Origin of the sequence: Streptomyces sp. Inha503 (assembly GCF_047215865.1) — a bacterium.
Lineage (GTDB): Bacteria > Actinomycetota > Actinomycetes > Streptomycetales > Streptomycetaceae > Streptomyces > Streptomyces lycopersici.
Window position 1 is genome coordinate 313,251 of sequence record NZ_CP178360.1, and the last position, 24,221, is coordinate 337,471.

Annotated in this window: 19 protein-coding genes and 3 pseudogenes; 11 read left to right on the forward strand and 11 right to left on the reverse strand. The window is 68.7% G+C overall.

Annotated features, from left to right (window positions below):
- The first annotated feature begins 9 nt into the window (after positions 1 to 9).
- Genes dmpG through ACJX2R_RS01390 form a run of 3 tightly spaced genes read left to right on the forward strand, consistent with a single transcriptional unit; the run spans position 10 to position 3,214 of the window.
- Positions 10 to 1,668 carry a 4-hydroxy-2-oxovalerate aldolase gene (dmpG, locus tag ACJX2R_RS01380; protein ID WP_413098349.1) on the forward strand — a complete coding sequence of 553 codons (1,659 nt, stop codon included), beginning with the start codon at positions 10 to 12 and terminating at the stop codon, positions 1,666 to 1,668.
- Positions 1,665 to 2,453, forward strand: a complete 789-nt coding sequence (locus ACJX2R_RS01385) for a 2-keto-4-pentenoate hydratase (protein WP_413098350.1) — start codon at positions 1,665 to 1,667, stop codon at positions 2,451 to 2,453. The genes dmpG and ACJX2R_RS01385 overlap by 4 nt, the downstream gene beginning before the upstream one ends.
- Positions 2,450 to 3,214, forward strand: coding sequence for a 2-keto-4-pentenoate hydratase (locus tag ACJX2R_RS01390; protein ID WP_413098351.1), 765 nt, complete (start codon positions 2,450 to 2,452; stop codon positions 3,212 to 3,214). Before ACJX2R_RS01385 ends, ACJX2R_RS01390 begins: the two co-directional genes overlap by 4 nt.
- A gap of 81 nt (positions 3,215 to 3,295) precedes the next feature.
- On the opposite strand, the gene ACJX2R_RS01395 is transcribed toward ACJX2R_RS01390, so the two are convergent.
- Positions 3,296 to 3,418, reverse strand: a complete 123-nt coding sequence (locus tag ACJX2R_RS01395; protein WP_413098352.1) for a hypothetical protein — start codon at positions 3,416 to 3,418, stop codon at positions 3,296 to 3,298.
- 85 nt (positions 3,419 to 3,503) lie between these two features.
- On the opposite strand from ACJX2R_RS01395, the gene ACJX2R_RS01400 reads away from it, so the two are divergent.
- Positions 3,504 to 4,370: a dihydroxy-acid dehydratase gene (locus tag ACJX2R_RS01400; protein ID WP_413098353.1), complete on the forward strand. Its 867-nt coding sequence runs from the start codon at positions 3,504 to 3,506 to the stop codon at positions 4,368 to 4,370.
- A 118-nt stretch (positions 4,371 to 4,488) separates the two neighbouring features.
- On the opposite strand, the gene ACJX2R_RS01405 is transcribed toward ACJX2R_RS01400, so the two are convergent.
- From ACJX2R_RS01405 to ACJX2R_RS01420, 4 genes are all read right to left on the reverse strand, one after another.
- Entirely contained in the window at positions 4,489 to 6,870 is a 2,382-nt protein-coding gene (locus tag ACJX2R_RS01405) for a glycoside hydrolase family 3 N-terminal domain-containing protein (protein ID WP_413098354.1), read from the reverse strand.
- A gap of 132 nt (positions 6,871 to 7,002) precedes the next feature.
- Positions 7,003 to 7,899 carry a carbohydrate ABC transporter permease gene (locus tag ACJX2R_RS01410; RefSeq protein WP_413098355.1) on the reverse strand — a complete coding sequence of 299 codons (897 nt, stop codon included), beginning with the start codon at positions 7,897 to 7,899 and terminating at the stop codon, positions 7,003 to 7,005.
- A 1-nt stretch (position 7,900) separates the two neighbouring features.
- Positions 7,901 to 8,803, reverse strand: a complete 903-nt coding sequence (locus tag ACJX2R_RS01415) for a carbohydrate ABC transporter permease (protein WP_262706028.1) — start codon at positions 8,801 to 8,803, stop codon at positions 7,901 to 7,903.
- Positions 8,800 to 10,110 carry an extracellular solute-binding protein gene (locus ACJX2R_RS01420; protein WP_413105745.1) on the reverse strand — a complete coding sequence of 437 codons (1,311 nt, stop codon included), beginning with the start codon at positions 10,108 to 10,110 and terminating at the stop codon, positions 8,800 to 8,802. The genes ACJX2R_RS01415 and ACJX2R_RS01420 overlap by 4 nt, the downstream gene beginning before the upstream one ends.
- 442 nt (positions 10,111 to 10,552) lie before the next feature.
- Between ACJX2R_RS01420 and ACJX2R_RS01425 the strand changes: the two genes are divergently transcribed.
- Positions 10,553 to 11,581 (forward strand): LacI family DNA-binding transcriptional regulator, encoded by a 1,029-nt coding sequence (locus tag ACJX2R_RS01425; protein ID WP_413098356.1) that lies wholly within the window; start codon positions 10,553 to 10,555, stop codon positions 11,579 to 11,581.
- Positions 11,582 to 11,688: 107 nt separating this feature from the next.
- On the opposite strand, the gene ACJX2R_RS01430 is transcribed toward ACJX2R_RS01425, so the two are convergent.
- Positions 11,689 to 11,811, reverse strand: a complete 123-nt coding sequence (locus tag ACJX2R_RS01430) for a zinc ribbon domain-containing protein (RefSeq protein WP_413098357.1) — start codon at positions 11,809 to 11,811, stop codon at positions 11,689 to 11,691.
- Between the two features lie 176 nt (positions 11,812 to 11,987).
- Here ACJX2R_RS01430 and tnpA point away from each other — a divergent pair, with 176 nt between their 5' ends.
- The 3 genes and pseudogenes from tnpA to ACJX2R_RS01445 all read left to right on the forward strand — a co-directional run.
- Complete coding sequence (gene tnpA, locus ACJX2R_RS01435; protein ID WP_413098358.1) at positions 11,988 to 12,194, forward strand: IS200/IS605 family transposase; 207 nt, start codon at positions 11,988 to 11,990, stop codon at positions 12,192 to 12,194.
- Positions 12,195 to 12,226: 32 nt separating this feature from the next.
- Positions 12,227 to 13,099, forward strand: a pseudogene (locus ACJX2R_RS01440) (NAD(P)-dependent alcohol dehydrogenase).
- Positions 13,047 to 13,295, forward strand: a pseudogene (locus ACJX2R_RS01445) (helix-turn-helix domain-containing protein); the annotation flags it as partial. The pseudogenes ACJX2R_RS01440 and ACJX2R_RS01445, both read left to right, overlap by 53 nt.
- Before the next feature lie 38 nt (positions 13,296 to 13,333).
- Here the strand turns inward: ACJX2R_RS01445 and ACJX2R_RS01450 are convergent.
- The 3 genes and pseudogenes from ACJX2R_RS01450 to ACJX2R_RS01460 form a co-directional block, all read right to left on the reverse strand.
- Positions 13,334 to 14,374, reverse strand: a complete 1,041-nt coding sequence (locus tag ACJX2R_RS01450) for a C-terminal binding protein (protein ID WP_413098359.1) — start codon at positions 14,372 to 14,374, stop codon at positions 13,334 to 13,336.
- Entirely contained in the window at positions 14,361 to 16,151 is a 1,791-nt protein-coding gene (locus ACJX2R_RS01455) for an IlvD/Edd family dehydratase (RefSeq protein ID WP_413098360.1), read from the reverse strand. Before ACJX2R_RS01455 ends, ACJX2R_RS01450 begins: the two co-directional genes overlap by 14 nt.
- A gap of 26 nt (positions 16,152 to 16,177) precedes the next feature.
- Positions 16,178 to 16,374 (reverse strand): annotated as a pseudogene (locus tag ACJX2R_RS01460) (universal stress protein); the annotation flags it as partial.
- A gap of 295 nt (positions 16,375 to 16,669) precedes the next feature.
- Between ACJX2R_RS01460 and ACJX2R_RS01465 the strand changes: the two are divergent.
- From ACJX2R_RS01465 to ACJX2R_RS01475, 3 genes are all read left to right on the forward strand, one after another.
- The gene (locus ACJX2R_RS01465; protein WP_413105746.1) at positions 16,670 to 17,479 is read left to right on the forward strand and encodes a universal stress protein; all 810 of its coding nucleotides are present in this window, start codon (positions 16,670 to 16,672) and stop codon (positions 17,477 to 17,479) included.
- A gap of 139 nt (positions 17,480 to 17,618) precedes the next feature.
- On the forward strand, positions 17,619 to 19,466 hold the full coding sequence (locus ACJX2R_RS01470; RefSeq protein WP_413098361.1) for a glycoside hydrolase family 15 protein: 1,848 nt from the start codon (positions 17,619 to 17,621) through the stop codon (positions 19,464 to 19,466).
- Positions 19,463 to 20,893: a glucose-6-phosphate dehydrogenase gene (locus tag ACJX2R_RS01475; RefSeq protein WP_413098362.1), complete on the forward strand. Its 1,431-nt coding sequence runs from the start codon at positions 19,463 to 19,465 to the stop codon at positions 20,891 to 20,893. The genes ACJX2R_RS01470 and ACJX2R_RS01475 overlap by 4 nt, the downstream gene beginning before the upstream one ends.
- Before the next feature lie 67 nt (positions 20,894 to 20,960).
- Here the strand turns inward: ACJX2R_RS01475 and ACJX2R_RS01480 are convergent, their stop codons facing one another.
- Complete coding sequence (locus ACJX2R_RS01480; protein ID WP_413098363.1) at positions 20,961 to 22,016, reverse strand: zinc-binding dehydrogenase; 1,056 nt, start codon at positions 22,014 to 22,016, stop codon at positions 20,961 to 20,963.
- A gap of 686 nt (positions 22,017 to 22,702) precedes the next feature.
- Positions 22,703 to 24,079, reverse strand: a complete 1,377-nt coding sequence (locus ACJX2R_RS01485) for an acyltransferase family protein (RefSeq protein ID WP_413098364.1) — start codon at positions 24,077 to 24,079, stop codon at positions 22,703 to 22,705.
- Between the last annotated feature and the right edge of the window lie 142 nt (positions 24,080 to 24,221).

A 24,221-nucleotide genomic window follows, 5' to 3' on the forward strand; every position in this document is an offset into this window, starting at 1 on the left:
GGTCCCACCATGGGACAGCAGGAGATCCCGGCGGCCATAGTCGGCCCCGGGAACATAGGCACCGACCTGCTGGCGAAGCTCGCCCACAGCCCGGTGATCGACGTCCGGTATGTCGTGGGCATCGTCGAATCCGACGGCCTGGCCCGCGCCCGCGGCATCGAGGCCAGCGCGGAGGGGGTGGACTGGCTACTCCGACAGAATCCGCTCCCGCAGATCGTGTTCGAGGCAACCTCGGCCAAGGCCCACGCCGCCAGCGCCCCGCGCTACGCGGAAGCGGGCATCCAGGCTGTCGACCTCACCCCGGCGCACCTGGGCCCCATGGTCTCGCCGACCGTCAACGGCGCCGACCACATCGCGTCGCCCAACATCTCGATGATCACCTTCGGCGGCCGGGCCACCATCCCGATCGTGCACGCCGTCTCCCGGATCACACCGGTGCCCTATGCGGAGATCGTCGCATCCATCGCGTCCCGCTCGGCGGGTGCGGGCACCCGTGCGAACATTGACGAGTTCACGCACACCACCGGGCAGGCCGTGGCCGAAGTCGGTGGCGCGACCCGTGGCAAGGCGATCATCAGCCCGGATCGGCGAGCTGATGGCCCGCGCCAAGCTGGAGGTCTCCGCATGACCCGCGCCGTGCTGCGCGACGACGTCCGCATCATCGACACCACCTTGCGCGACGGCAGCCACGCCGTGGCGCACCGCTTCACCGAGACCCAAGTCCGCGACACGGTCCGCGCGTTGGACGCCGCCGGGATGGAGTGGATCGAGGTCAGCCACGGCGACGGCGTCGGCGGTTCCGCATTCAACTACGGTTTCTCCGGCACCGACGAGATGAGCCTGATCAACGCCGCCCACGAGGAGGCCCGCCGGGCGAAGATCGCCGTCCTGCTGGTCCCCGGCGTCGGCACGGTCGATGACCTCGAACGTGCCCACGACGCCGGCGCCGAGATGGTCCACGTGGCCACCCACTGCACCGAGGCCGACGTCTCCCCGCAGCATTTCGCCGTGGCCCGGGAGCTGGGCATGGAGACGTTCCTGATGATGGCTCACATGACCGACCCGGAGAACCTGGCGAAGCAGGCCCGGATCATGATCGACGCCGGCTGCCAGGCACCGTACGTCAGCGACTCCGCCGGCGCTCTGCTCATGGACGACGCGCGCGCTCGCTTCGAGGCCCTGGTCGCCGAGATCGGTGACGAGGCCTGGGTCGGTTACCACGGTCACCAGAACATGGGTTTGGGCGTCGCGAACTCCGTGATCGCGCACCAGGCCGGCGTCCGCTACATCGACGGCTCACTGTGCGCGCTCGGTGCCGGCGCGGGAAACTCCCCCACCGAGGTGCTCGGGGCGGTGTTCGACCGGCTCGACGTCGCGACCGGGCTCGACGTCGCGACCGGGCTCGACGTCGGGCTGTTGCTCGACGCTGCCGAAGAGGTCGTCCGGCCGTACCCGCGCCGGTGGCCGAAGATGGACCGCAACGCGATCGTGCAGGGCTGGGCAGGCGTCTACTCAAGCTTCCTGCTGCACGCCGATCGCGCAGCCGAGCGGTACAAGGTCCCCGCGCACGCCATCTTGCGCCGCTGCGGCGAGCGCGGCTACATCGGCGGCCAGGAGGACATGATCATCGACATCGACATCACGCTGGCCGAGGAGCAGACCACATGACCGATACGACGGCCAAGGCCCACGCTCTCTACGAGGCCCGGCGCACCCGTACCGCGATCCCGCCGTTCACCGACGCCGAACCCGGTCTCGGCATCGACGACGGCTACGCCATCCAGCAGGAGCTTGTGCAACTCCTGCTCGCCGACGGCGATCGGGTCGTGGGGCACAAAGTCGGGCTCACCGCTGCCCCGATGCAGAAGGCGCTCGGCGTCGACACTCCCGATTACGGACCGGTTCTGGCCTCCGCCCTCTACCGCGACGGGGACGCGGTCCCGCTCGACGCGTTCGTGGCACCCAAGGTCGAGGCCGAGATCGTCTTCATTCTGGGCAACCGGCTCGAGGGCCCGGGTGTCACCGTCACCCAGGCCCGGGCCGCCATCGCGGGTGCCGTGGCCGGGATGGAGATCATCGACTCCAGGATCGCGGACTGGCGGATCAAACTCGCCGACACCGTCGCCGACCTGGCGTCAAACGGCGCCATGGCCACCTCGAGCCGCATCGTGCCTCTCGACGACGGTCCGAACAGCTGGGATCCCCGGCTGACCGGGATGGTTCTGACCCGCAACGGCGAATTGGCCGACACGGGCGCCGGCGCCGCCGCGCTGGGAGACCCGGTGGCCGTCGTCGCGTGGCTGGCGAACACCCTGGGCGAGCACGGGGTTGCCCTGGAGCCTGGGCACCTGATTCTGACGGGCGCGCTGCACGCGGCCCTTCCCGTGAACCCGGGCGATGTGTTCCGGGCCGAGTTCGACCGGCTGGGCCCGGTGACGGTGAGGATCGCATGAGCGTGAACGTAAGCGAGTTGGCCGCCCGGCTGAGCAAGGCCGTTGCGGATCGTACCGCCATCACCAAGCTGACCGACGAGTTCCCCGAACTCGACATCCCCACCGGTTATCGAGTGCAGCGCGAGCTACGGTCCGCGACCGGACAGATCGCCGGCTGGAAGCTCGGCGTCACCTCACGTGCCAAGCAAGCCCAGGTCGGAGTGGACAGCCCGATCTACGGCTTCCTGCCGGCCACGGGGGCAGTGGACCTCGGCGAGCCACTGGACACCTCGGCGCTCATCCAGCCTCGCTGCGAGCCGGAGATCGTGTTCACTCTGGGTCGGGACCTCGAAGGCCCGCACATCACCGCGGCCGATGTCGTCGCCGCATCGTCGGGGGTGGCCGTCGGTATCGAGGTCCTCGACTCCCGATTCGTGGACTACGGCTTCACCATGGCCGACGTTGTCGCGGACAACACCTCGGCGAGCCGGTTCGTCGTCGGAGTGCCGGTCACGACGCCTGGGGTCGACCTGCGCCTGGTGGGCGTCCTCTTGGAGAAGAACGGTGAGGTGGTCGCGACCGCCTCCGGAGCGGCGTCGCTGGGCCACCCGGCAGCCGCGGTCGCCTGGCTCGTCCGGCAGCTCGCCGCCGAGGACGAAGGCCTGGCCGCCGGGCAGATCGTGCTCTCCGGCGGACTCACCGCCGCCGTCCCGGTCAGGCCCGGGGATGTCGTCACCGCGACCATCGATCGCCTCGGCTCAGTAGAGCTGGGCTGCCGGTGACCCAACGCCGCAAACAGGGCGAGCACATCGCGGGGGTGATCAGATATGCCCCTTCTCCGAGCTGTTCGTCTGTCCAGCAGGTCAGGTCCAGTAGTAGCCCGTCCAGCGGCCCGGCCAGCGGTTCCCGGTGGACGTGTCCCGGCTGCGGTTCAGGGCCCCCTCACGGTCCGCTCCGTAGACCCGTCGCCGCATCAGCTCGTCCATACGCGGCAGCTTCCAACCGCCGCCGACACCGCTGCCTGGCTCACGACGGCCTGAGCTGCGCGGCAACCTGTGCCCCGACGGCGCCGTGATCAAGCAGTCCGCCACGTCACCGCACCTGCTCACCCACCGCGGCCCCGCGCGCGTCTTCGACTCCCCCGAGGCCTATCAGGAGGTGGCCGATGACCCGGAACTCGACATCGACCAGAACACCGTCATCGTCATCCGCAACGCCGGCCCCAAGGGCTACCCCGGTATGCCCGAGGTCTCCAACGTCCCGCTGCCCGCCAAGCTGCTGAAGGCCGGCGTCAAGGACATGGTGCGCATCTGCGACTGCCGGATGAGCGGCACCGGGTTACGGGACGGTGGTCCTGCACGTAAGCCCCGAGGCCGCCGTCAACGGACCCGGCACCGGGAGGCATGGCGGGCCCCGCCGAGCGGCACACCAGCGGCCACGCCTGGCTCTACACCCAGAACGTGGAACAGGCCGACCAGGGCGCCGACTTCGGTTTCCTGCGCGGAAGCCGTGGACACGAGGTCCCCGCGACTCCCACTGAGTCCGCCCCAGGTGACCGCACCCCTCGAATCCAGGAGAGCATCGCTCGTGGAATCGGCGGCAGCGCGAACGCGACGACGCGGCGGCAGTCGTCCGCGAGGCCGACGGCGGACACGTCTGGCGCCTGGACGAACTGCTGGAGGGACGCAGAGCGCCCTGCTGCTGTCCCAGGCGAAGGGCAACAACGCCTCATGCGCGATCGGCCCGTTCATCCGCCTGCTCGACGACGGCTTCGACCTCGACACCGTACGCGGGCTCGACATCGACCTGCGGGTCGACGGAACGAGCCCGCGGCTCGGCGCTCTGGTCAACACCGTCATTCCCAGCGAGCAGGCCACGCCGTGGACGTTCGGCGTACGAGCGCTGATACGCAACCCCGCCCAGCGCGGCGTGCGGTGAGATGACAAAGGGGCATGCGGCCACCATGTGGTTCGCCGCGAAGAACACCCACCGGTTCTCCACGGCGGGCGGCTTGCCATTGCCGCGACGCGCGCGGCGCGCGCTGCGCACACCCGGCTCATGCCCGAGCAACCGGCTCCTGCCCGAACGTGGCGTGCAAGCGCCGCATGTGATCCACGTGGCGCTCGGCTCCGGTCAACGTGACCCTGGCCGTCAGGCGCGGATCCGCGCTGGAGGCGGCCAACCGCACCTCCAGCTCGCCCGGTTCGACGACGCGCCGACCGTCGCGTCCGGTGAAGGAAGCGAGGTCGGCCGGGACCGTGACACGGACGCGGCGGGCCTCGCCCGTCTTCAGTTCGACGCGGGAGTAGCCGGCGAGGCGCTGCACCGGCTGGACGACGGAGGCGACCGGGTCATGCAGATAGAGCTGGACGACCTCGGTTCCGGACCGTCCGCCCGAGTTTCGGACGGTGAAGGTGAGGGTGAACTCGCCGTCCGTTGGAGCCTCCTGGACGTCCACGGTCAGGTCTGCCCAGTCGAACCGCGTATAGGACAGGCCGTGGCCGAAGGCGAACGCGGGGGTCGGGTCGATGTTGGACACCTCGCTGGCGTGCGCGAGCCGCGCCCCGAGGTACGTGGCCGGCTGGGAGCCCGGACCGCGGGGCACGCTGACCGGGAGACGTCCGGAGGGATTGACGCGGCCGCTGAGCACCCCGGCGATCGCGTGCGTGCCCTCCTCCCCCGGGAAGAAGGACTGCACGATCGCGGCGGACTCCTCCACAGCGCGGCCGAGGGCGTACGGCCGTCCCGCGAGCAGCACGGTGACCACAGGTGTCTCCAGGTCGAGCAGGGTGTCGAGCAGGTGCTGCTGCGCACCGGGCAGCACCAGCGCCTCGGCGTCGCATCCCTCACCGCTGGTGCCCCGCCCGAAGAGCCCGGCGCGGTCGCCGAGCACCACGAGGGCGATGTCGGCCTCGCGTGCCACCTGGGCGGCCTCGCGGATGCCGGAGAGATCTCCGTCGTCGATCCCGGTGCCGCGGGCGACCGTGATCTCGGCGTCGGGGAACTCGGCGGCGAGAGTGTCGCGCAGCGTGGGCAGTTCGATGCCGAGTGGGGTCCCGGGGTGGCGGACGCCGATGTGCTGAGGGAAGGAGTAGCAGCCCAGTACGGCGGTGGGCTCGTCGGCGTTGGGACCGAGCAAGGCGATGCGGCGCGGCCTCGCGAGCGGCAGGGCGCCGTCATTGCTCAGCAGCACGACCGCTTCCTCGGCGACCATGCGGGCCAGCGCGCGGTTCTCCGGACCGTCCAAGTCGATCCGGCCGCGCAAGGCGGCCGGGTCGTGCAGGTCGGCCCCGTCGAGCGCGGCCGGTACGGGGTTCCAGTCCGGGTCGAGCAGGCCGAGCGTCGCCTTCTGCGTGAGTACCCGGCGCAGGGCGCGATCGACCAGCGCCTCCGGTATGCGGCCGTCGGCGACGGCCTCGGCCAGGGGTTCGCCGTACGTCTTGACGTTGGGCAGTTCTACGTCGACGCCCGCGTGCAGTGCCGTGCCGGCGGCGCCGGCCCAGTCGGCTGCGATGCCGTGCAGGGTCTTCAGGAAGGCGATGGCGAAGTAGTCGGCGACGACAGTACCGTCGAAGCCCCACGTGTCGCGCAGTAGCCCGGTGAGCAGATCCTCGTCGGCCGCGGAGGGCATGCCGTCGGTGTCGGTGTAGGCGTTCATCACCGACCGGGCGCCGCTTTCACGGATCGCCATCTCGAAGGGAGGCAGCAGAACATCGGCGCGTTCACGCGGGCCCACGGAGGAGGGGGCGAGGTTACGACCGGCGCGGGAGGCCGAGTAGCCGACGAAGTGCTTGAGGGTGGCGACGATCCCGGCGGACTCAAGGCCCCGCACGTATGCCGTCCCGATGGTGCCGACGAGGTACGGGTCCTCGCCGATGGTCTCCTCGACCCGGCCCCAGCGGGCGTCGCGCACCACATCCAGGACAGGCGCGAGTCCCTGGTGGACGCCGACGGCACGCATGTCGTGGCCGATGGCGGCACCCATGCGCCGCACCGTGTCCGGGTCGAAGGTGGCGCCCCAGGACAGCGGAACGGGGTAGGCCGTCGCCCCCCACGCGGCGAAGCCGGCCAGACACTCGTCATGCGCGAGAGCGGGGATGCCGAACCGGTTCGTGGCGGCGATACGGCTCTGGGTGCGGGCCAGGGAGAGCGCGCCCAGGGCGGGGTCGACGGGGACCGTGCCGAAGGGCCGGGTCAGCTGGCCCAGTCCGGTGGGCAGGAGGGCGTCGAGATCGACGGCCTCCTCCATGTCGTGCTGATGGGGTGCCACTTCACCGCCCTGGTCGGAGGCGCCCACCCACACTCCGTACAGTTGGGCGGTCTTCTCCTGAAGGGTCATCGCGTCGATCAGGGCGTCGACTCTCGCGGTGACGGAAACGGTGGGGTCGTTCCAGAGGGAGATCTCGGGGGTGTTCTCGACGGCCACGTTGGCGTTCACTTTCCTCCCACGCCCATCAGACCTTTGACAAGGGCGCGACGGGCGAACAGGTAGACGAGCAGTACAGCCGGCCACCGGCCACAGCGTCGGCGTCGGCGTCGGCGTCGGCGTCGGCGTCGGCGTCGGCGTCGATCAACGGCTGAATCCGGCGGTCAGACCGCTCAGCAGCTGGCGGCGGCCGAACGCGTACAGGACCAGGACAGGCAGTGTGGTGAGGACGACGGCGGCGAGAACGGCAGGGACATTGACCCCGTACTGGCCCTGGAAGGTCCACAGTGCGAGCGGCAGGGTCCGGCGGTCAGGGCTCTGAGTGAGGACCAGCGGCAGCAGGAATCCGTTCCAGATGGTCAGTGCGTTGAAGATGGTCACGGTGAGGATGGCCGGTCGGGTGAGCGGTGCCGCCAGCCGCCACAGTGTCGTCCATTCGGTGGCGCCGTCGACCCGCATCGAGTCGAACAGTTCTTTGGGCACGTCGCGGATGAAGTTGGCGAGCACCAGCACCGAGAGCGGGATGGCGAAGGCGATCGACGGAAGGATCAGCGCCAGCAGACTGTCGTACAGACGCAGTTTGATGATGATCAGGTACACCGGGATCACCGTCGCCTGCAACGGGATGGCCAGACCCGTGAGGAACAGTCCGTTCATCGCGCGCAGGACCCGCATGCGCCAACCACGTACGATCGCGTAAGCGGCCATGAAGGAGAACACGACCGCCGGCACCACGGCGCCGGCGGTGACCACGACGCTGTTCACGAAGTAGCGAAGGAAGTCGGACTCGATGACCAGCCGGTAGTTGTCCAGTGTGGGGTCGCCCGAAGGCACCAGCGGGTTGCTCGCGTAGTAGCGGCTCTGGGCCTTGAGACTGGTGATGAGGGTCCAGTACAGGGGTACGGCGACGACGACGAGCCAGAGCCACCCGGCCAGGCCGCCGGCCCAGTTGGGTCGGCGGGCCGCCTGACGGGAGTGGCGTTGCCGCTCACGGTGGGTGCCCTTCCGCGGTCGTCGCGGCTCGGTCAGCGTGGTGGACACGTCAGGCCCCCTCGAGTTGGCTCGCACCGGCGTCCCGGCCCCCGAGTCGGCGCAGCAGCAGGGCGAGGGCCAGACCCACCAGGACCAGGATGACCGCGATGGCGCTGGCCGGTCCCATCAAGCTGGCCTGGAATCCCCGCTTGTACATGTCCAGTGCGAGAACCCGGGTGGCGTCTCCGGGGCCGCCCTCGGTCAGGACGAAGATGAGGTCGAAGAAGGTCAGCGACCCGACCACCATCAGCGTGGACGAGGTGATGATGGTGTATTTCAGCTGAGGCAGCGTGATGCTGAAGAACTGCCGGATCCGTCCGGCTCCGTCCAACTGCGCGGCCTCGTAGAGGGACTTCGGAATCTGCTGGACGCCACCCTGGTAGATCAGTGAGTGGAACGGGACGAACTGCCAGGAGACGACGAAGATGACGACCCCGAACGCGAGCCCGGGCCGCCCCAGCCAGTCCTGGCTGAGCACCTGGAGCTTCAGCCCGGCACCGAGCCCGAAGTTGGGGTCCAGCAGGGCCTTGTACGCGATCGCGATCGCCGCGGAGCTGAGCGTCAGCGGGATGAAGTACACCACGCCCAGCACCCCACGGTAGCGCTGGCGGCCGGCCAGGAACGTGCCGAGCAGAATACTCAGTGGCGTCTGAACCGCCCAGGACACGGCCATCACCAGGAACGTCACCCAGAGGGCGTGCGGCAGCCCGGGGTCGGTGAGCACCGCACGCCAGCTGGTCAGCCCCGACGGGTGGATGGCGCCGATCCCGTCCCACGTGGTGAAGCTCAGCGCGAAGACACCAACGAGCGGGATCACGGCGAAGCCGACGAAGACCACCAGCGCCGGCGTCGCCAGCCACGGCAGGATGCTGCGCGGTTCGCGACGCGGCGGATGGCCGGTGAGTGAGCTCATTTGCCGGTGACCTCGTTGAGGTTGCGGGCAAACTGCCGTGGTGAGATGGACAGTTGGAACAACTTGACGATGTTGTCCAGCAGGGTCTCGGCGGCCGTCGGACTGAGCGCTTGGTCCCAGGACTGGCCGAACACCTTGGCCTTGCTGGCGATGTCGTAGGTGAACTTCAGGAAATCGGCGCTTTTGGAGGCGGCCAGCGCCTTCTCCGTCCCCAGCCGGATCGGAACCGACCCGTTGTCGATCCACTTCTTCACCTCGGCGTCCTGGAGGACGCCTGTGGCGAAGAAGTCCTTGGCGATCTTCTTCTGCTCGGCGCCGGCCTTCGCGGAGATGGACAGGTACTGGGCGGGGTTACCGACGGTGTCGCTCGGGTCGCCCTTGCCGCCCTCAACGGGCGGGAAGGTCATGTAGCCCAGCGCGCCGCTGGAGACGAAGTCCCCACCATCGGCCTGTTGGATGCCGTACGACCAGGAGCCGTGCAGCATCATCGCGGCCTTGCCGGTGTACAGCAGCGCCTGGTCGGCGTTGGAGTCCGCGGTGATCGAGGAGAAGCCCTTGATGAACCCGTGGGCTTTGACCAGCTCCTGCACCTTGGTCAGCGCGGTGATGGCGTGCGGGTTGGACCAGGCGTTCTTCTCGCCCTCGATGACGGCCTGGAACACCTCCGGACCGCCGATGCGGTCGAACAGGAATTCCAGCCACATCATGTTCGTCCACCGGGACTGGCCACCGAGGGAGAACGGTGCTATGCCCTTGGCGTTGAACTTGGGCACCAGCGCCATGATGTCATCCCAGGACTTCGGTGGGTTCACGCCGACCTGGTCGAAGACCTTCCTGTTGTAGTAGAGGATGATCGGCTGCACGGTCTCGCACGGCATCGCGTAGATCTTGCCGTCGACGGTTGCCGCGGCGAACGAGGACGGGAACAGCCGCTTCTTGACCTCGGAGTGCTCGTCGAACCACGAGGTGAGGTCCTCGACCTGGCCCGCTTTCACATAGGTGCGCAGCGTCCCGCCTCCCCAACCCCAGATGATGGTGGGCGCCTGCCCGGCACCGATGGCGGTCTTGATCTTCGTCTTGTACGCGTCGTTCTGGAAGGTGGTGTCTTTGACCTGCTGCTTGGGGTGGGCCTTGTTGAACGCGTCCACCGCGCCGGCTCTGACGCCTTCCTGCGGCTGGCCACTCAGGTACCAGTACGTGGCCCCACCACCGTTTTTGCTGGGACCGGACGAGCCGCAGGCCGCCAGCGCAGCGGAGACCGGCACCCCGGCGGCCAGGCCGAGGAGGGTACGTCGAGAGAGGGGGATCGCCATGTCTTCATCTCCGCACTCGAGAGCCACCGGCTTCTCGCCAGCCATAGTGAAAACTTTTCGAAATATCCTTCTTCGAGCTCCGTTCGTGCAAATTAAGTTTCGGACTGACGCCCTGTCAAGGCACATGCAGACACGTTGTCGGGCAGCAGTCAGCTGCGTAGTATCGGGCGAGAACGACCCTCGAGAAACCTTGACAGGGACCGAAAGTGTTTCGAAAGAGGTCGCTTGAGGGCGGAGGGACGATGCGATGGCTGCGGCTGACACACTGTCGGTGCAGGTCATGCCGCGCCGACAGGTCCCGGTGCCGCCTATGCCGGACCGGGCACCTCCCGGACGAGCTCGGTCCCGCGTTGCCGTACAGTTGAGCGGTTCCACCCGCGTTGCCGACCCTACCGGCGGCTCACCACACCGGTGGACGTACAGCTGGGAGGAACCGATGCGACCGAACACCAGGCGCACCACTTTGGCGGACATCGCCCAAGCGGCTGGGGTCTCCGTCGCGACCGTGTCCAAGGTGGTCAACGGTCGCGGTGACGTGGCGCCGCGGACCCGCGCCCGGGTACAGGAACTGCTGCATCAGCACCACTACCTCGCGCCCGTGTTCCGCCACACCGAGGCCGTCGAAAGCCCGACCATCGAGGTGCAGTTCAAGGGCGGCCTCAAGTCGTACGTGGCCGAGACCCTGGAAGGTATCATCGACTCCGCCGCCGAATTGGGGGCCTCGGTGGTGATCAGTAAGGCGTCCCGCGCCCCACACTGGGCCCGGGACCTGGTCTCAGCCGGGCGCCGCGCCGTCATCGCGGTCACCAGCGTGTACACCACAGCGCACCTGAACGAACTGGCCCGGGCCGGGCTGCCGCTGGTCGTGCTGGACCCACTGCACCTGCCGGACAGCCGGGTCAACAGCGTCGGGGCGACCAACTTCGCCGGCGGCCTGGCCGCCACCCAGCACCTGCTCTCCCTGGGCCACCGCCGAGTCGCCTATCTCGGCGGACCGACCATGGCCGTATGCAACCAGGCACGCATGCACGGCTACCGCGCCGCCATGGAGGCGGAAGGAGCGCAGGTGCCCGACGCCTATGTCCGACCCGGAGAATTCACGTACGAAACCGGGTTGCTCGGCGCCACAGCGCTACTGGGCCTGCAAGAGCCACCGACGGCGATCTTCGCAGGCAACGACGAGATCGCCCTCGGTGTCATCGAGACCACCCGCGCCCGAGGCCTGCGCATCCCCGAAGACCTGAGCGTGGTCGGCTTCGATGACACAAGCCTCGCCCAGATGGCCTCACCACCACTGACCACCGTGCGCCAGCCACTACGGGAGATGGGGGGTGCCGCCCTGCGCACCGCCCTCCGACTGGCCAACGGCGAAAAGGTCGAGTCCCACCACATCGAACTCGCCACCGAACTCGTGCTGCGCGCCTCAACAGCGCCACCCCGCGAAGAGACTTCGGCGCGTGGGTAATCGCCGTTCGAGGAGAATCAGGGTTCCGGATATCGGTGTGAGCGGCATCACTTGGTCGTCCACCGACGAGCCGGTGGCGACCGTCGGCGCCTGCACGGCTCCCTCCGTCAACTACTCGGCTGTAAACGACCGAGCTTGTTGACCCGGTTCAAGTGGTCCCGGGTGCGCCGGTTGGCGCGTTCGGTGTGGCCGCAGCGCGGGCAGCGCTGCGAGGTGTAGGCCGGGTCCACCTCGCGGCACAGGCGGCGCCCGGATGATTGTCCCCGTCGGAGGTGGTGGCCAGGTTGTCTGCTTGAGCGCGGCCGGGGAACACGCGAACCGTACGCTCTTGAGACGACCGTCCAAGGTCCAGATGCTCACAGTCTGCGCGTCGCAATTTCCATGACAGACAGCGATCGTCATACGTGTGCGCCGCGTCCGGGCGGAAGACGAGCTCGTCGGCAGCCTCAAGGGCGTCTCCGCCCGCCGCCTGCGTCAGGACTTCCCCACCCACATCAACAAGTACCTATGGGGTGAACACCTCTGGTCCGCGTCCTACTTCGCCAGCTCATGCGGCGGTACACCCCTGACAGTGGTCAAAAACTACATCGAGAACCAGAAGCGCCCAGACTGAGCGCGGCACTGCCGTGGGAGCATTCCGGAGCGATGCGGCGGCGCTCCGCGCCGCCCGGCCCAGGACGCAATTCCTCCCGGGCCGCCGACCTCCACCAGGTCGTCGAGGGCTGGGGCGAGGCGATCTTCCCGATGGTCCCGGGCCACGAGATCGCGGGCGTCGTTTCCGAGGTCGGCTCCGGCGTGACCAGGCACAAGGTCGGCGACCGCGTGGGCGTCGGCTGCATCGTCGACTCGTGCGGCGAGTGCGACAACTGCAAGGCCGGCCAGGAGCAGCACTGCACCAGAGGCATGATCGCCACCTACAACGCCATCGGCAGGGACGGCGAGCCCACCTACGGCGGCTACTCCGAGAAGGTCGTCGTCGACGAGAACTACGTCGTCCGTATCCCCGACGGGCTGTCCCTGGATGCCGCCGCGCCCCTGCTGTGCGCGGGCATCACCACCTACGCGCCGCTCAAGCAGTTGGGGAGCGGGTCCCGGCAAGAAGGTGGCGGTGATCGGCCTGGGCGGTCTCGGCCACGTGGGCGTCAAGATCGCGCACGCACTCGGCGCGGAGGTCACCGTCCTGTCGCAGGCGCTGCGCAAGAAGGACGACGGCCTGAAGCTGGGCGCCGACCACTACTCCCGGAGGAGCCCGTCGCCTTCCACCCGTTCGCCCTCATCGGCGGCAACAAGATCCTCGCCGGATCGATGATCGGCGGCATCCCCGACACCCAGGAGATGCTGGACTTCTGCGCCGAGCACGGCATCGGCGCGGAGGTCGAGCGGATCGCCGCCTCCGAGATCAACGAGGCCTACGAGCGGCTCACCCGCGGCGATGTGCGCTACCGATTCGTGATCGACACCGCTCATGCAGCAGGGCCTGAGCAACAGAGAGGCATGCCGGAGCGCCGGCATCAATGAGAAGACCGGCCGGCGATGGCGTAACGGCCGCAGTGCCGACCGTAGGCAGAAGGCGGCACCACCGATCAACGCGGTGGTGCCGCCTTCTGGTCCGTCCCGGTACCTGCGCGAGGACGAGCGGATCTACATCGCCGACCGGCCGCGGGAGAAGGCCGCGGTCCGGGCGATAGCCACCGAGCTGGGCCGTAGCCCGTCCACCGTCAGCCGGGATTCAAGTCGTCATACGCATAGTGATCAGAACCCGTCAGAGGGAGGGCTGCCCGGGTGCGAGTGGGAGCCGCATGTCACCTCATTCACCGGGAACCGTGCCGCTTGCCCGGTCAGAACCCGTACAGCCTCTTCAGCGGCAATGGCCCGCACCATCCTGACGGCTTCCTCGGAGTAGTAGGCGGCGTGAGGTGTGACGATCACGTTGGGCAGCTTGAGGAGGCGGTTGCTCGGGCGCCATCCGCGCTGTTTCGCGGGTTCCTCCTCGATGTCGTCCAGTGCCGCGCCGGCGATCCATCCTTCGGTGAGCGCCTGGTGGATCGCCGCATCCTCCACGATGGGCCCGCGTGCGGTGTTGACGAGGATGGCGGTCGGCTTCATCCGGCGGAGCGTCGCACGGTCGAAGGTGTGGTGTGTCTGCGGGGTGAGCGGCGTTTGGACCACCACGTAGTCGGCGCCTTCCACCAAGTCGTCGAAGGGCATCGGCCGGACCTGGCATGCCCGGATCTCAGACTGGTCGAGAAACGGGTCATGTGCCCAGACCTCGACGCCGAAGGCTCTCGCGCGTTCGGCGATGAGCCGTGCAATGGAGCCGAAAGACAGCAGGCCCAGCACCTGTCCCCGCAGTCTGTGGATGGGCCGTCCGGTCTTCCAGTGCCATTCGCCCTGTTGGGTCGCCCGGTCGTACTGGCAGATTTTGCGGGCGGCCGCGAGCCAGAGCGCGACGGCATGGTCGGCGACCTCTTCCGCACACCATTCGTTCGGTGCGTTCGTGACCTGGATCCCGCGCCGAGTGGCGGCCTCGACATCGACGATGTCCATGCCAGTGCCGTAGCGGGCAATCACCCGGCAGCGGGTCAACGAGTCGATGGCGCGGGAACCGACCCGCGCGTACTGGGTCAGGACGCCGTCGGCCTCCCGTCCCGCCTCGATCACCTCGTCCTCGCTCTTGCACTGCGCGGCAAGGAGCTGGAGTCCGGCGCCTTCGACGATTGCGCGTTCGATGTCCACATCACCGAAGTCGAAGTCGGCGATCAGAATCGCTTCGCGGGAGTCAGTGCGAGTCACGAGGAATCCCCTTGGTATGAACGAGATCCTGGTACGACACGGCAAGCTCCAGGCAGCCCCCGCTGTCCAGTTGGCCGACGGTGGAACGGTAGATCTCCTGCCACGGTGTCTGGTGCTCCAGTGCCGGGGGTGTGTAGTCGGCCAACCGCGCGGCGATCTCCTCATCCGGCAGGAGGACGTCGACGCGTGCGTTGTCCAGGTCCACACGGATCCGGTCACCGGTGCGCAGGATGGCGAGGTTGCCGCCGACCGCGGCCTCGGGGCTGGCGTTGAGGATGGACGGTGCATCCGACGTGCCGCTTTGTCGGCCGTCACCGAGCGTGGGCAGCGCGGTGATGCCGCGCTGGATCAGCCCCGCGGGAAGCTCCATGTTCACGACCTCGGCCGAGCCTGGATATCCGACGGGCCCGGTGTAGCGGATGACGAGGAGGCAGTCCTGGTCGATGCCCAGCTCCGGGTCTTCGATGCGAGAGTGGTAGTCCTCAGGTCCGTCGAAGACGATGGCGCGAAAGTCGAACACCGACCGATCGTCGGAGCGTGGCAGGCTGCGGGCCCGGAAGTTGTCCGTGATGACCGACGTTTTCATGACCGCGGAGTCGAACAGGTTCCCGGTCATGACGAGCAGTCCGCCTTCCGCGGTGACGGGGTCGTGGAAGGGGCGGATGACCGCCGGGTCGGCGGGCGGGACATCCTCCAGGTTCTCGGCCACCGTACGACCCGAGACGGTGACGGCGTCACCATGCAGGCGCCCCGCTTCCAGCAGCGACCACATGACCGCCGGGACACCGCCGGCGCGGTGGAAGTCCTCGCCGAGGAACTCCCCTGCGGGAGCGAGGTTCACCAGCACTGGAATGTCGCGTCCGACGCGGTGCCAGTCCTGGTTGGACAGGTCCACCCCGACATGACGTGCGATGGCGTTGATATGGATGGGCGCGTTGGTCGAAGCCGCGATGGCCGATGCGACAACGATCGAGTTCTCAAAGGCCTGCCGGGTCATGATCTTGCGGGGGGTCAGGTCCTCTCGCACTATGGTCACCGCCCGGCGGCCTGTGTCGTAGGCCATTTGCGCCCGCTCACGGTAGGGGGCCGGGATCGCCGCGCAGCCGGGCAGGGACATTCCGAGGGCCTCGGCCAGAGTGTTCATCGACAGCGCGGTGCCCATCGTGTTGCAGTGCCCGATACTGGGCGCGGCGGCGGTCACCCGCGACATGTATTCGTCGTAGTCGATCTGCCCGCTGGCGAGTAGCCGCTTCGACTGCCAGATCACCAGCCCCGAGCCCGTCCGCATGCCGTTGTGATAGCCGTTGAGCATAGGCCCCCCGGACAAGACGATCGCCGGGATGTTCACTGTCGCCGCCGCGGTCAGGCAGGCGGGCGTGGTCTTATCGCAGCCTGTCGTCAGAACCACTCCGTCAAGTGGATATCCGTAGAGCACCTCGACCAGCCCGAGATAGGCGAGGTTGCGGTCCAGTGCTGCGGTGGGGCGCTTTCCGGTCTCCTGCAACGGATGGACGGGGAACTCGAACGGAATACCGCCACCGTCGCGGACCCCGGCCTTGATCCGGTCGGCGAGGGCGCGATGGTGCTGATTACAGGGGACCAGATCGTTACCTGTCTGAGCGATTCCGATGATCGGTCGGCCCGACCCAAGTTCTGCCCGTGTGAGGCCGTAGTTCAGGAACCGCTCAAGATACAGAGCCGTCATCTCCGGATTTTCCGCATTGTCCCACCATGCCTGGCTGCGTAGCTCCCCCGAGGTGCGCTTCGGCGGTGACATAATCAGCTCCTCGCCGACCGGTCCGGTGGCGGCTCTCCCACGGTTTCCTCGGCGATTGCGTGAGGTTGCTGTGCGCCCGGGCCTTCACTGCCGCTTCGTCGCTGCTCGACGGTGGCGACCAGCCGAACACGCCGTGGAACTGCGGAAGCGTCCACGCGGTCACCGCCTCCACCGTGCCGCTGGTGAGCTCGGCCTGACGCGCGGACCAGCGCAGGGCTTGCATCGACGAGTCCGACCCGTCCACTCCGACGGCGTTCTGTGTTCTGGTTCCGGTCCTGGTCAGACACAGGTCCTCCTCGGCTCGGCGGCGGGCGACTCACGCGGCCGACGGTCACGGGATACCACCTCCAGCTTCATCAAAATGTGCCGCACGCGCAGCTTGGGAGACGACGGGCCGGCCTGTGGGGCTGCCGAACGGCCACCGTCAGCTCGCCGGCAGCGACCCCGGCGCGGAAGATGGGTTCGCGTGTTCGCGTGAGGAGGAGAGCCTGGAGGCTGAAGTGAGTGATGGAGGAGCACTGGGCAGCCTGGTCGTCGTCGGAGTGGATGGCTCGTCGTCGAGTCATGCCGCGGTGGTACAGGCCGCGCGGGAAGCCCAGCGGCGTCGCGCGAAGCTCCATGTGGTGCACGCCTTCAGCTGGCCGGTCGGGCCCATGTACGCGCCGCTGGACCCGTCGCCGTTCAACCGGATGGCGCACGACGCCGCGCAGCATGCCCGGAGCGTGGCGCCCGATGTGGAGGCCACCGGCACCGTGATGGTGGGCGGTGCGGTGTCGGTGCTGGCGGCCGAGTCACGGGCTGCGGACCTGGTGGTCGTCGGCAGCCGGGGCTTGGGGGGCTTCATCGGGATGCTGCTCGGTTCAACGGCCGTCTCCCTGGCCGCCCATAGCGAGTGTCCGGTGATGGTGGTCCGCGAGGAACCGGATCACACCGGGCCGATCGTGCTGGGCGTCGACGGCTCCCCGCACGGTGAGGAAGCGATCGAATTCGCCTTCGCCGAGGCGGCCCTGCGAAGGACTGAGATCGTCGCCATGCACGCGTGGCTGCCGGACCACGCGCCGGCCGGTACGGGCGTGGAGAGCGCGGAGCGTCTGCTGGCTCTGGCACTCGCCGGTCGCAGGGAGAAGTATCCGGACGTCGTGGTCAGACAAGACGTGGTGAGCGGCGAAACCCGCGAAGTCTTGATCGAGGCGAGCAAGACGGCTCAGCTGATGGTCGTCGGAGCCAGGGGGCGCGGCGGCTTTTCGGGTCTGCTCCTGGGCTCGGTGAGCCAGGCGCTGCTGCACCACGCCCACTGCCCGGTCGCCGTCGTCCGCGGTGAGGCGTGATCGGCGGGCGGAGTACGCCGGGGGGTGGCGCTGCGCCCGGGGCGCGGTCCGGGTCGCGAGCGGGCTCGGACGTTGAGAGACTCGTAGGAGTTGTGCAGCGTGTCGGACGGCACTCTCCGCTGTGCGGAAGCGAGGAGCCATGCTCGATCCCGACCCCCCGTTCCGCCCGGTTCGCAGGCGGGAAGGCTACCTGCCGTTGGAGGACCTCGGTCTCATCGGAGACGGTACGACGTCCGCGCTGGTCGGCCTGGACGGATCGATCCCGTGGATGTGCCTTCCCCGGTTCGACTCCGAACCCTTGTTCTGCGGCTTGCTCGATCATGCACGGGGCGGGCATTTCACTCTCGCGCCGGAGGAGCTGGTGGAGGCCCGGCAGCGCTACGAGCCCGACACCGGCGTACTGACGACCGAGTTGCGCAGCACCACCGGTCTGGTGCGCGTCACCGATGCGCTGACCGTACGGCGCGGCGCCGACCTGACCGACGACCTTCCCGCCGGGCGGTGCGAGCTCGTCCGGTCGGCCGTGGTCCTGGCCGGGCATGTCCGCCTGCGGGTGGCCCTGGAGCCCCGCGGCGGGGGCACGGTGCGGACATTGTTCAGCGGCCTCGAACTGAGGCCCTCGCGACGGCCGGACCTGCGTCTGCATCTGCGTTCCAACCGTCCGCCGGCCGACCTTCGCAGCATCCACGACCTGCGGCAGGGCGACCACCTCGACCTGGTCCTGTCCTGGGGGCGCTTCCATCGCCACCACCGGTTCGCGGCCGACGCGATGCTGGCGGACACCGCCGCCGCATGGCGGCGTTGGATGGAGCACTTCGACTACTCCGGTCCCCAGGAGGCACTGGTCCGGCGTGCCGCCATCACCTTGAAGCTGTGCGACGACTGGGGCAACGGCGCCCTGATCGCGGCACCCACCTCCTCCTTGCCCGCGCCGATCGGTGGAATCCGCAACTGGGACTACCGCTACGCCTGGATCCGGGACGCTGCCTACGCCGTGTTCGCCCTGCGGCGCATCGGCTTCACCGGCGAGGCGGACGCCTTCCTCGGCTGGGTCCTCGACGCCGTCGAGCAGAGCCGGACCCCCCGCATCATGTACACCATCGACGGCGGCCCCGTACCCGACGAGGTCGAGGACTCGGAGTTGGAGGGGTACCGTCGCTCCGACCCGGTGCGATGGGGCAACGGCGCGGCCGACCAGCGCCAGCACGACCTCTACGGCGAGATCCTGGACTGCTCCGACCAGTGGTTGCGCACCGACCAGGGGCTGCGCGCGGGCAGGCAGGTACAGCCCGCGCTATGGGCACGCCTGGCGGGGCTGGCCGACACCGCGGAGCAGGCGTGGCGTCAGCCGGACCAGGGGATCTGGGAGGTGCGCAGCGATGGCCGGGCGTTCACGTACTCGGCCGGAATGTGCCAGGTGGCCCTGGACCGGGCCGCGGCCATCAGTGAGCGGCTCGGCCTGCCCGGGCGCACCACGGCTTGGCGGGCCTCGGCCGACCGGCTGCGCCGGGTCATCCTGGAGGAGTCCTGGGACGAGGACGCGCAGACGTTGAGCGCACACCTGGACGGCGGCGGCGCGCTGGACGCGAGCCTGCTCGCACTCCCGCTGCGCCAGGTGATGCCGGCCGACCACCCGCGGATGGCGGCGACCACCGCGGCCATCGCCAAGCGCCTGTCGGCCGGTGACGGCCTGCTCTACCGCTACCTGCACCGGGAGTCGTCCGACGGCTTGTCCGGCGACGAAGGCGCCTTCATGCTGTGCAGCTTCTGGCTGGCCGACAACCTGACCGCCCAGGGCCGGCTCGATGAGGCCGAGGAGCTGTACGCCTCGCTGTGTGCCCGTACGAGTCCGCTCGGACTGCTGCCGGAACAGATCGATGCCACCTCCGGAGAGTTCATCGGCAACTTCCCCCAGGCGTTCAGCCATATCGGGATCATCGCGAGCAGTGTGAACCTCGCCCGTGCGAAGACAGGCGCCCGGACATGATCGATCGGCTCGCCGTCTTCGGCGCGACGGGAGACCTCACCGCTCGTTACCTCCTGCCGGCCCTGGCCGCCCTGCGGGCCGCGGGGTGCCTCCGCGACGGCTTCCAGCTGACCGGCGCGAGCAGGGAGGACTGGGACAGCGACCAGTACCGCGGGTGGATCGTCGGCCGGCTCGACCGCCACGGCAGCTGCTATCCCGCCGACGCCAGAAGGGCCGTGGCGGCCTCGGCCCACTACCGGCAGGCCGACGTCACCAACCCCGTGGACGTCGCCGCGGTCGTCGCCGGAGACGACCCGATCGCCGCATACCTCGCCCTTCCGCCGGCGCTCTCCCCGCACGCGGTCACCGCCCTGCACAGCGCGGGCCTGCCAACGGGCAGCCGGATCGTGCTGGAGAAGCCGTTCGGCGAAGACCTGGCGAGCGCGCGGGAACTGAACCTGCTGCTCGCCGATCTCGTACCCGAGCAGGCGGTGTTCCGGGTCGACCACTTCCTGGCCATGACGACCGTCCAGAACGTGCTCGGCAGCCGGCTCGCCAACCGGGTGCTGGAGCCCCTCTGGAACAGCACCCACATCGCGGAAGTGGAGATCATCTGGGATGAGACCCTCGCGCTGCAAGGCCGGGCCGGCTACTACGACTCCGTCGGCGCGCTGAAGGACATGGTGCAAAACCACCTATTGCAACTGCTGTGCCTGGTGGCCATGGAACCCCCGATCACCCTTGGCGAGCGGGACCTGCGCGACCGGAAGGTCGACGTGCTGCGGTCCGTGCGGCTCCTCACCGACTACGACGTCGCGCACCGCACCCGCCGCGCACGCTACCTGTCCGGCCACATCGGCGACCACGCCATCCCCGCGTACGCCGACGAGGAGGGCGTGGATCCCCGGCGGCACACGGAGACCTTCGCCGAGGTCGAGTTGGAACTGGACAGCTGGCGCTGGTCCGGGACGACGTTCCGGCTGCGCAGCGGCAAGGCGCTCGGACGGGACCGCAAGGAGGTCATGGTGCGCTTCCGCTCCGTTCCCCACCTGCCCTTCGGTCACGAGGGAGAGGCCCTGCCCAATGTGCTGCGCTTCGGGCTGGAGCCAGAAGGGTTGACCCTCGACATGACGGGCATCGGCTCCCGCGCCCGAGCCCTCACCCCGCTCTCGCTGACCGCGCGGATGGAACCGCCCGACCTGCCCGCCTACGGCCAGCTCCTCCTGGACGTCATGAGGGGGGATCCGGCACTTTCCATCCGTGGTGACGAAGCCGAGCAGGCATGGCGGGTCCTGACACCCGTCCTGAGCGCATGGGAGAGGGACCTCGTCCCGATGCAGGAGTATCCGGCCGGTTCCGACGGCCCGGCTCCCCCGCCGCACGAAGGCGAACAACGGCCGCGTAGCGACCTGCTGCACCCTGAAGCACTACCGGGTGACACACCCTGACAAACCGGCTCGTTCGTCCGGAGGGGCCGAACTCGACGCGACGACGACTCAAAGGAACGTCGTGCCGTCAGAGCTCGACAATGGCACGGCCGAGGATCCGCCCCTCCTCCAGCGCGACGCAAGCCTCCTCGATCTGATCCAGGGAATACCGGTTGGTCACCAGGTTCCCCAGTGGGAACTTGCCTTCGCGAACCCACTCCAAGAAGAGCGGGAAATCGGTATCGGGTGCCGTGGCGCCAAGACTCCCGCAGTAGTGGCGTTGGTACAGAAGAATGGCGTTCAAGTCGACCGAGACATCGGCGACAGGAATCCCCAGAAGCACCGCCATGCCACCTTGGTTGTCCGCTCTTGGCCCTCCCTGCCTGACCGCCTCGAGAATCTGGAGAGCAGTCGCGGGTGCGCCGACCGCGTCCAGGGCATAGTCAACTCCGCCTGGGTTGATCTCCCAAATCGCCCGCACAGGGTCGGTATTCGAGGCATTGACGCCATGGGTGGCACCGAAATCCTCGGCAAAATCCAACTTACGGTCGGCCAAGTCCACCGCGACGATGGGATCAGCGCCGGCAATGGCGGCGGCGGCGATCGCCGACAGACCGACGCCTCCAACACCGAACACAGCCACCGACTGGCCCTGCCCCACCTTCGCCGTATGCAGCACCGCACCGGCGCCTGTCAACACGGCGCAACCAACCAGGCAGGTGATATCCGTAGGATCCGAGGGTGACATGGGGACGACCTTCTCCGCGAACGTCACCATATGCTCGCTCCAGGTATACACATCGCCGTCGGCGATGACGGGCCGGCCGTGAAAGGTAGCGCCCGTGGGCCTCGAGACAGGCAACCCGCTGATGGGAGTCCGGGGAACCCAGGTGGAGATGACGTGATCGCCTTCCTTTACATGGGTGACTTCCTTTCCCACATGGGTGACGATGCCGCTGCCCTCATGGCCGAGGCCCATCGGCCTGGGCAACCCGGGATCGCGCAATTGATGCACCTGGGAATAGCAAACACCACTCGCGGAATTGCGGACCGTGACTTGGTTCGGGCCAGGATCCGGGATGTCGATTTCCTCGATCACCAACGGCCTGCCATGCTCCACCTGTATGGCGGCCTTGCTCTTCATGGCCGTCTCCTTCGATCGATCAAGCCACTCCCATACCACCTGTTGTGAATGTGTGCGTTCACCCTCGGACTGCCCATCCGACACCCGCCGTTTCACCGAAGCGGCAGTTGGCGGCAGGAGTTCATGCCCATCCTCAACGCTACGACCGCATCCCGAGGGCTGCCACCGACCGCCGTGATCGCACCTTGCGCACGCGTCATGGCCAGCCGGATCGGAGGGGCCGCTCTATGTGAAGCTCTATCGGCGGCTTTTGCCCAGCGAGGTCGTGATCACCCCGCACAAGAACATCGACGTCTCGCCAACACCGACCTCGATGTGCACCTGAGAAGGTGCCGTGATGAGCGACTGGGGGTAGCACTGATCGCGGCAGGAGCCGAGCGCTGGACACGATCGAGCGTGTCCTGTTCGCCCTTGCCCGCGCGCAGGGCATCGACCCCGACACCGCTCCCTGACCCAGCCGAACAAGATCGTCACGGTCCTGGACGCCGAGACGGAAGTCGTCAGGCTCGGGCACGGAGAGGGAACACATGGCCGAGGAAGAAAGCCCTCCTCCGCCCGGCCGTACCGAACGGTGCGCCTGACCCCGTGCGCGCGACCGCGCATGGGCGGGGCCGATCGGCTGGGCGCGGCAGCACCGGCCCAGGTTCCTCGTCGGCCCCTCGCCGCGTCGGTACGGCCGGACCACTTCACTCGTGACGTCCAGTGGCGTTGGCGTCGGGGAGCGGGGACCGCGCGCGGCGCGCCGCCCAGAACGCGAGCAGCCCCGCGATGTACATGATCAGGCCGGCCAAGGGGATGCCTGCGGGCCCCGAGCCCTGGAAGCCGCCGACGGTGAGCCGGAAGATGCCGGCGCAGGTCACGGCGGTGCCGACCAGTACCAGGGCGACGGCGAGCCGCGCCCAGCCCACGCCGACGGCGGGACCCGGCCGGAGAACGGAACGGGTGGCCTTCGGCTCCCGGCGACGGGGGCGCTCGAAGGGCGCGAACACCGCCACGAGAACGGCCAGGAACAGGGCGCAGACCGCCCCCCACACCGGCCGCCAGGCGAACCAGTGCCCCGAACCGACCTCCGGCTGCGGCATGACACCGGTCGGATAGAGCGCCGGCGCGGCCACGAGCACGGGGACCATGTGCCACAGGAACAGCGTCATGATCCCTCCGTTGACCGCGATCACGACCATCCAGACCCTTCGGCGGCTCAACCGGGGACGTAGCGGCCCGGCGAGCAGCAGGCCCAGACCGGCCTGGGCCACGGAGAGGGCGAGCAGGGCGACGGTCGGCGGTGAGGTGTTCTGCACCGCGGCCCCGGGGACGCCGACCATGCTGACCGGGTACGGTCCGATCGTCGTGAGCGCGACCAGCGCCGCCGCCCCGCCGAGGAACAGCAGCCAGGGGCGGGCCGGGGTGCGGGTCAGGGTGCCGTCGCGCCACGCGAAGCCGAGTTGGGGAAGGATCAGCCAGACGATCAGGAAGTTCGCGGCCCCCAGGTAACCGACACCCGTGCCCAGCCGCAGGGCATCGAAGCCGGCGGCGACCACGGTGAGGATCGCCGGGACGGACAGGCTCCAACGCCGGTGGGCGGCCAGCATCGCGGGGGTCAGGGCGACGACCGCCAGGTACACGGCGAGGAACCACAGTGAGATGGCCACCAACCAGGCGGCCAGCCGCACCAAGCCCGGATCGGCGCCGGCCAGCCGGGCCACCGCCGCGACCACGACGCCGGTCGCGATGAACAGCGTCGTCGGCCGGAGCAGCCGGTCCGCACGGGACACCAGCCAGTCGGCGTAACCGTCCCCGCGTCTGCGGGCCGAGTCCCAGGACGCGGCGTTGGCGTAGCCGCCGACCAGGAAGAAGATTCCCATCACTTGGAAGATCCAGGTGAGCCAGTGCGTCCAGGGCAACACGGAGAGCAGGTGCTCCCCGCCCAGTCGGCCATCCCGGAAGGTGATCGTCACGGCCAGCCAGTGGCCGATCACCACCATGACGATGGCGGTCGCTCGGAGGAAGTCGACATAGCGGTCCCGGCGTGCGGGGGTGGCATCGGCGAGGTCCCCAATCCGCACCCGGTCCTCCTCCCTCGCTGTGGTACCGGCATCATCCGGCCGTTCGGCTCGGCCTGCATCGTGAACGCGGTCAGGTTTCCGCAGGCAGGCGTACCACCCCCAGGGGCCGAAAGCCTCTCGAGTTCGGCCAGCCCGAATAGCG

Bases quoted from the DNA above. Each gene is read 5' to 3' on its own strand.
- dmpG (WP_413098349.1), top strand. From the start codon at position 10: ATGGGACAGCAGGAGATCCCGGCGGCCATAGTCGGCCCCGGGAACATA.
- ACJX2R_RS01385 (WP_413098350.1), top strand. From the start codon at position 1,665: ATGACCGATACGACGGCCAAGGCCCACGCTCTCTACGAGGCCCGGCGC.
- ACJX2R_RS01390 (WP_413098351.1), top strand. From the start codon at position 2,450: ATGAGCGTGAACGTAAGCGAGTTGGCCGCCCGGCTGAGCAAGGCCGTT.
- ACJX2R_RS01395 (WP_413098352.1), bottom strand. From the start codon at position 3,418: ATGGACGAGCTGATGCGGCGACGGGTCTACGGAGCGGACCGTGAGGGG.
- ACJX2R_RS01415 (WP_262706028.1), bottom strand. From the start codon at position 8,803: ATGAGCTCACTCACCGGCCATCCGCCGCGTCGCGAACCGCGCAGCATC.
- ACJX2R_RS01425 (WP_413098356.1), top strand. From the start codon at position 10,553: ATGCGACCGAACACCAGGCGCACCACTTTGGCGGACATCGCCCAAGCG.
- ACJX2R_RS01455 (WP_413098360.1), bottom strand. From the start codon at position 16,151: ATGTCACCGCCGAAGCGCACCTCGGGGGAGCTACGCAGCCAGGCATGG.
- ACJX2R_RS01470 (WP_413098361.1), top strand. From the start codon at position 17,619: ATGCTCGATCCCGACCCCCCGTTCCGCCCGGTTCGCAGGCGGGAAGGC.
- ACJX2R_RS01475 (WP_413098362.1), top strand. From the start codon at position 19,463: ATGATCGATCGGCTCGCCGTCTTCGGCGCGACGGGAGACCTCACCGCT.
- ACJX2R_RS01480 (WP_413098363.1), bottom strand. From the start codon at position 22,016: ATGAAGAGCAAGGCCGCCATACAGGTGGAGCATGGCAGGCCGTTGGTG.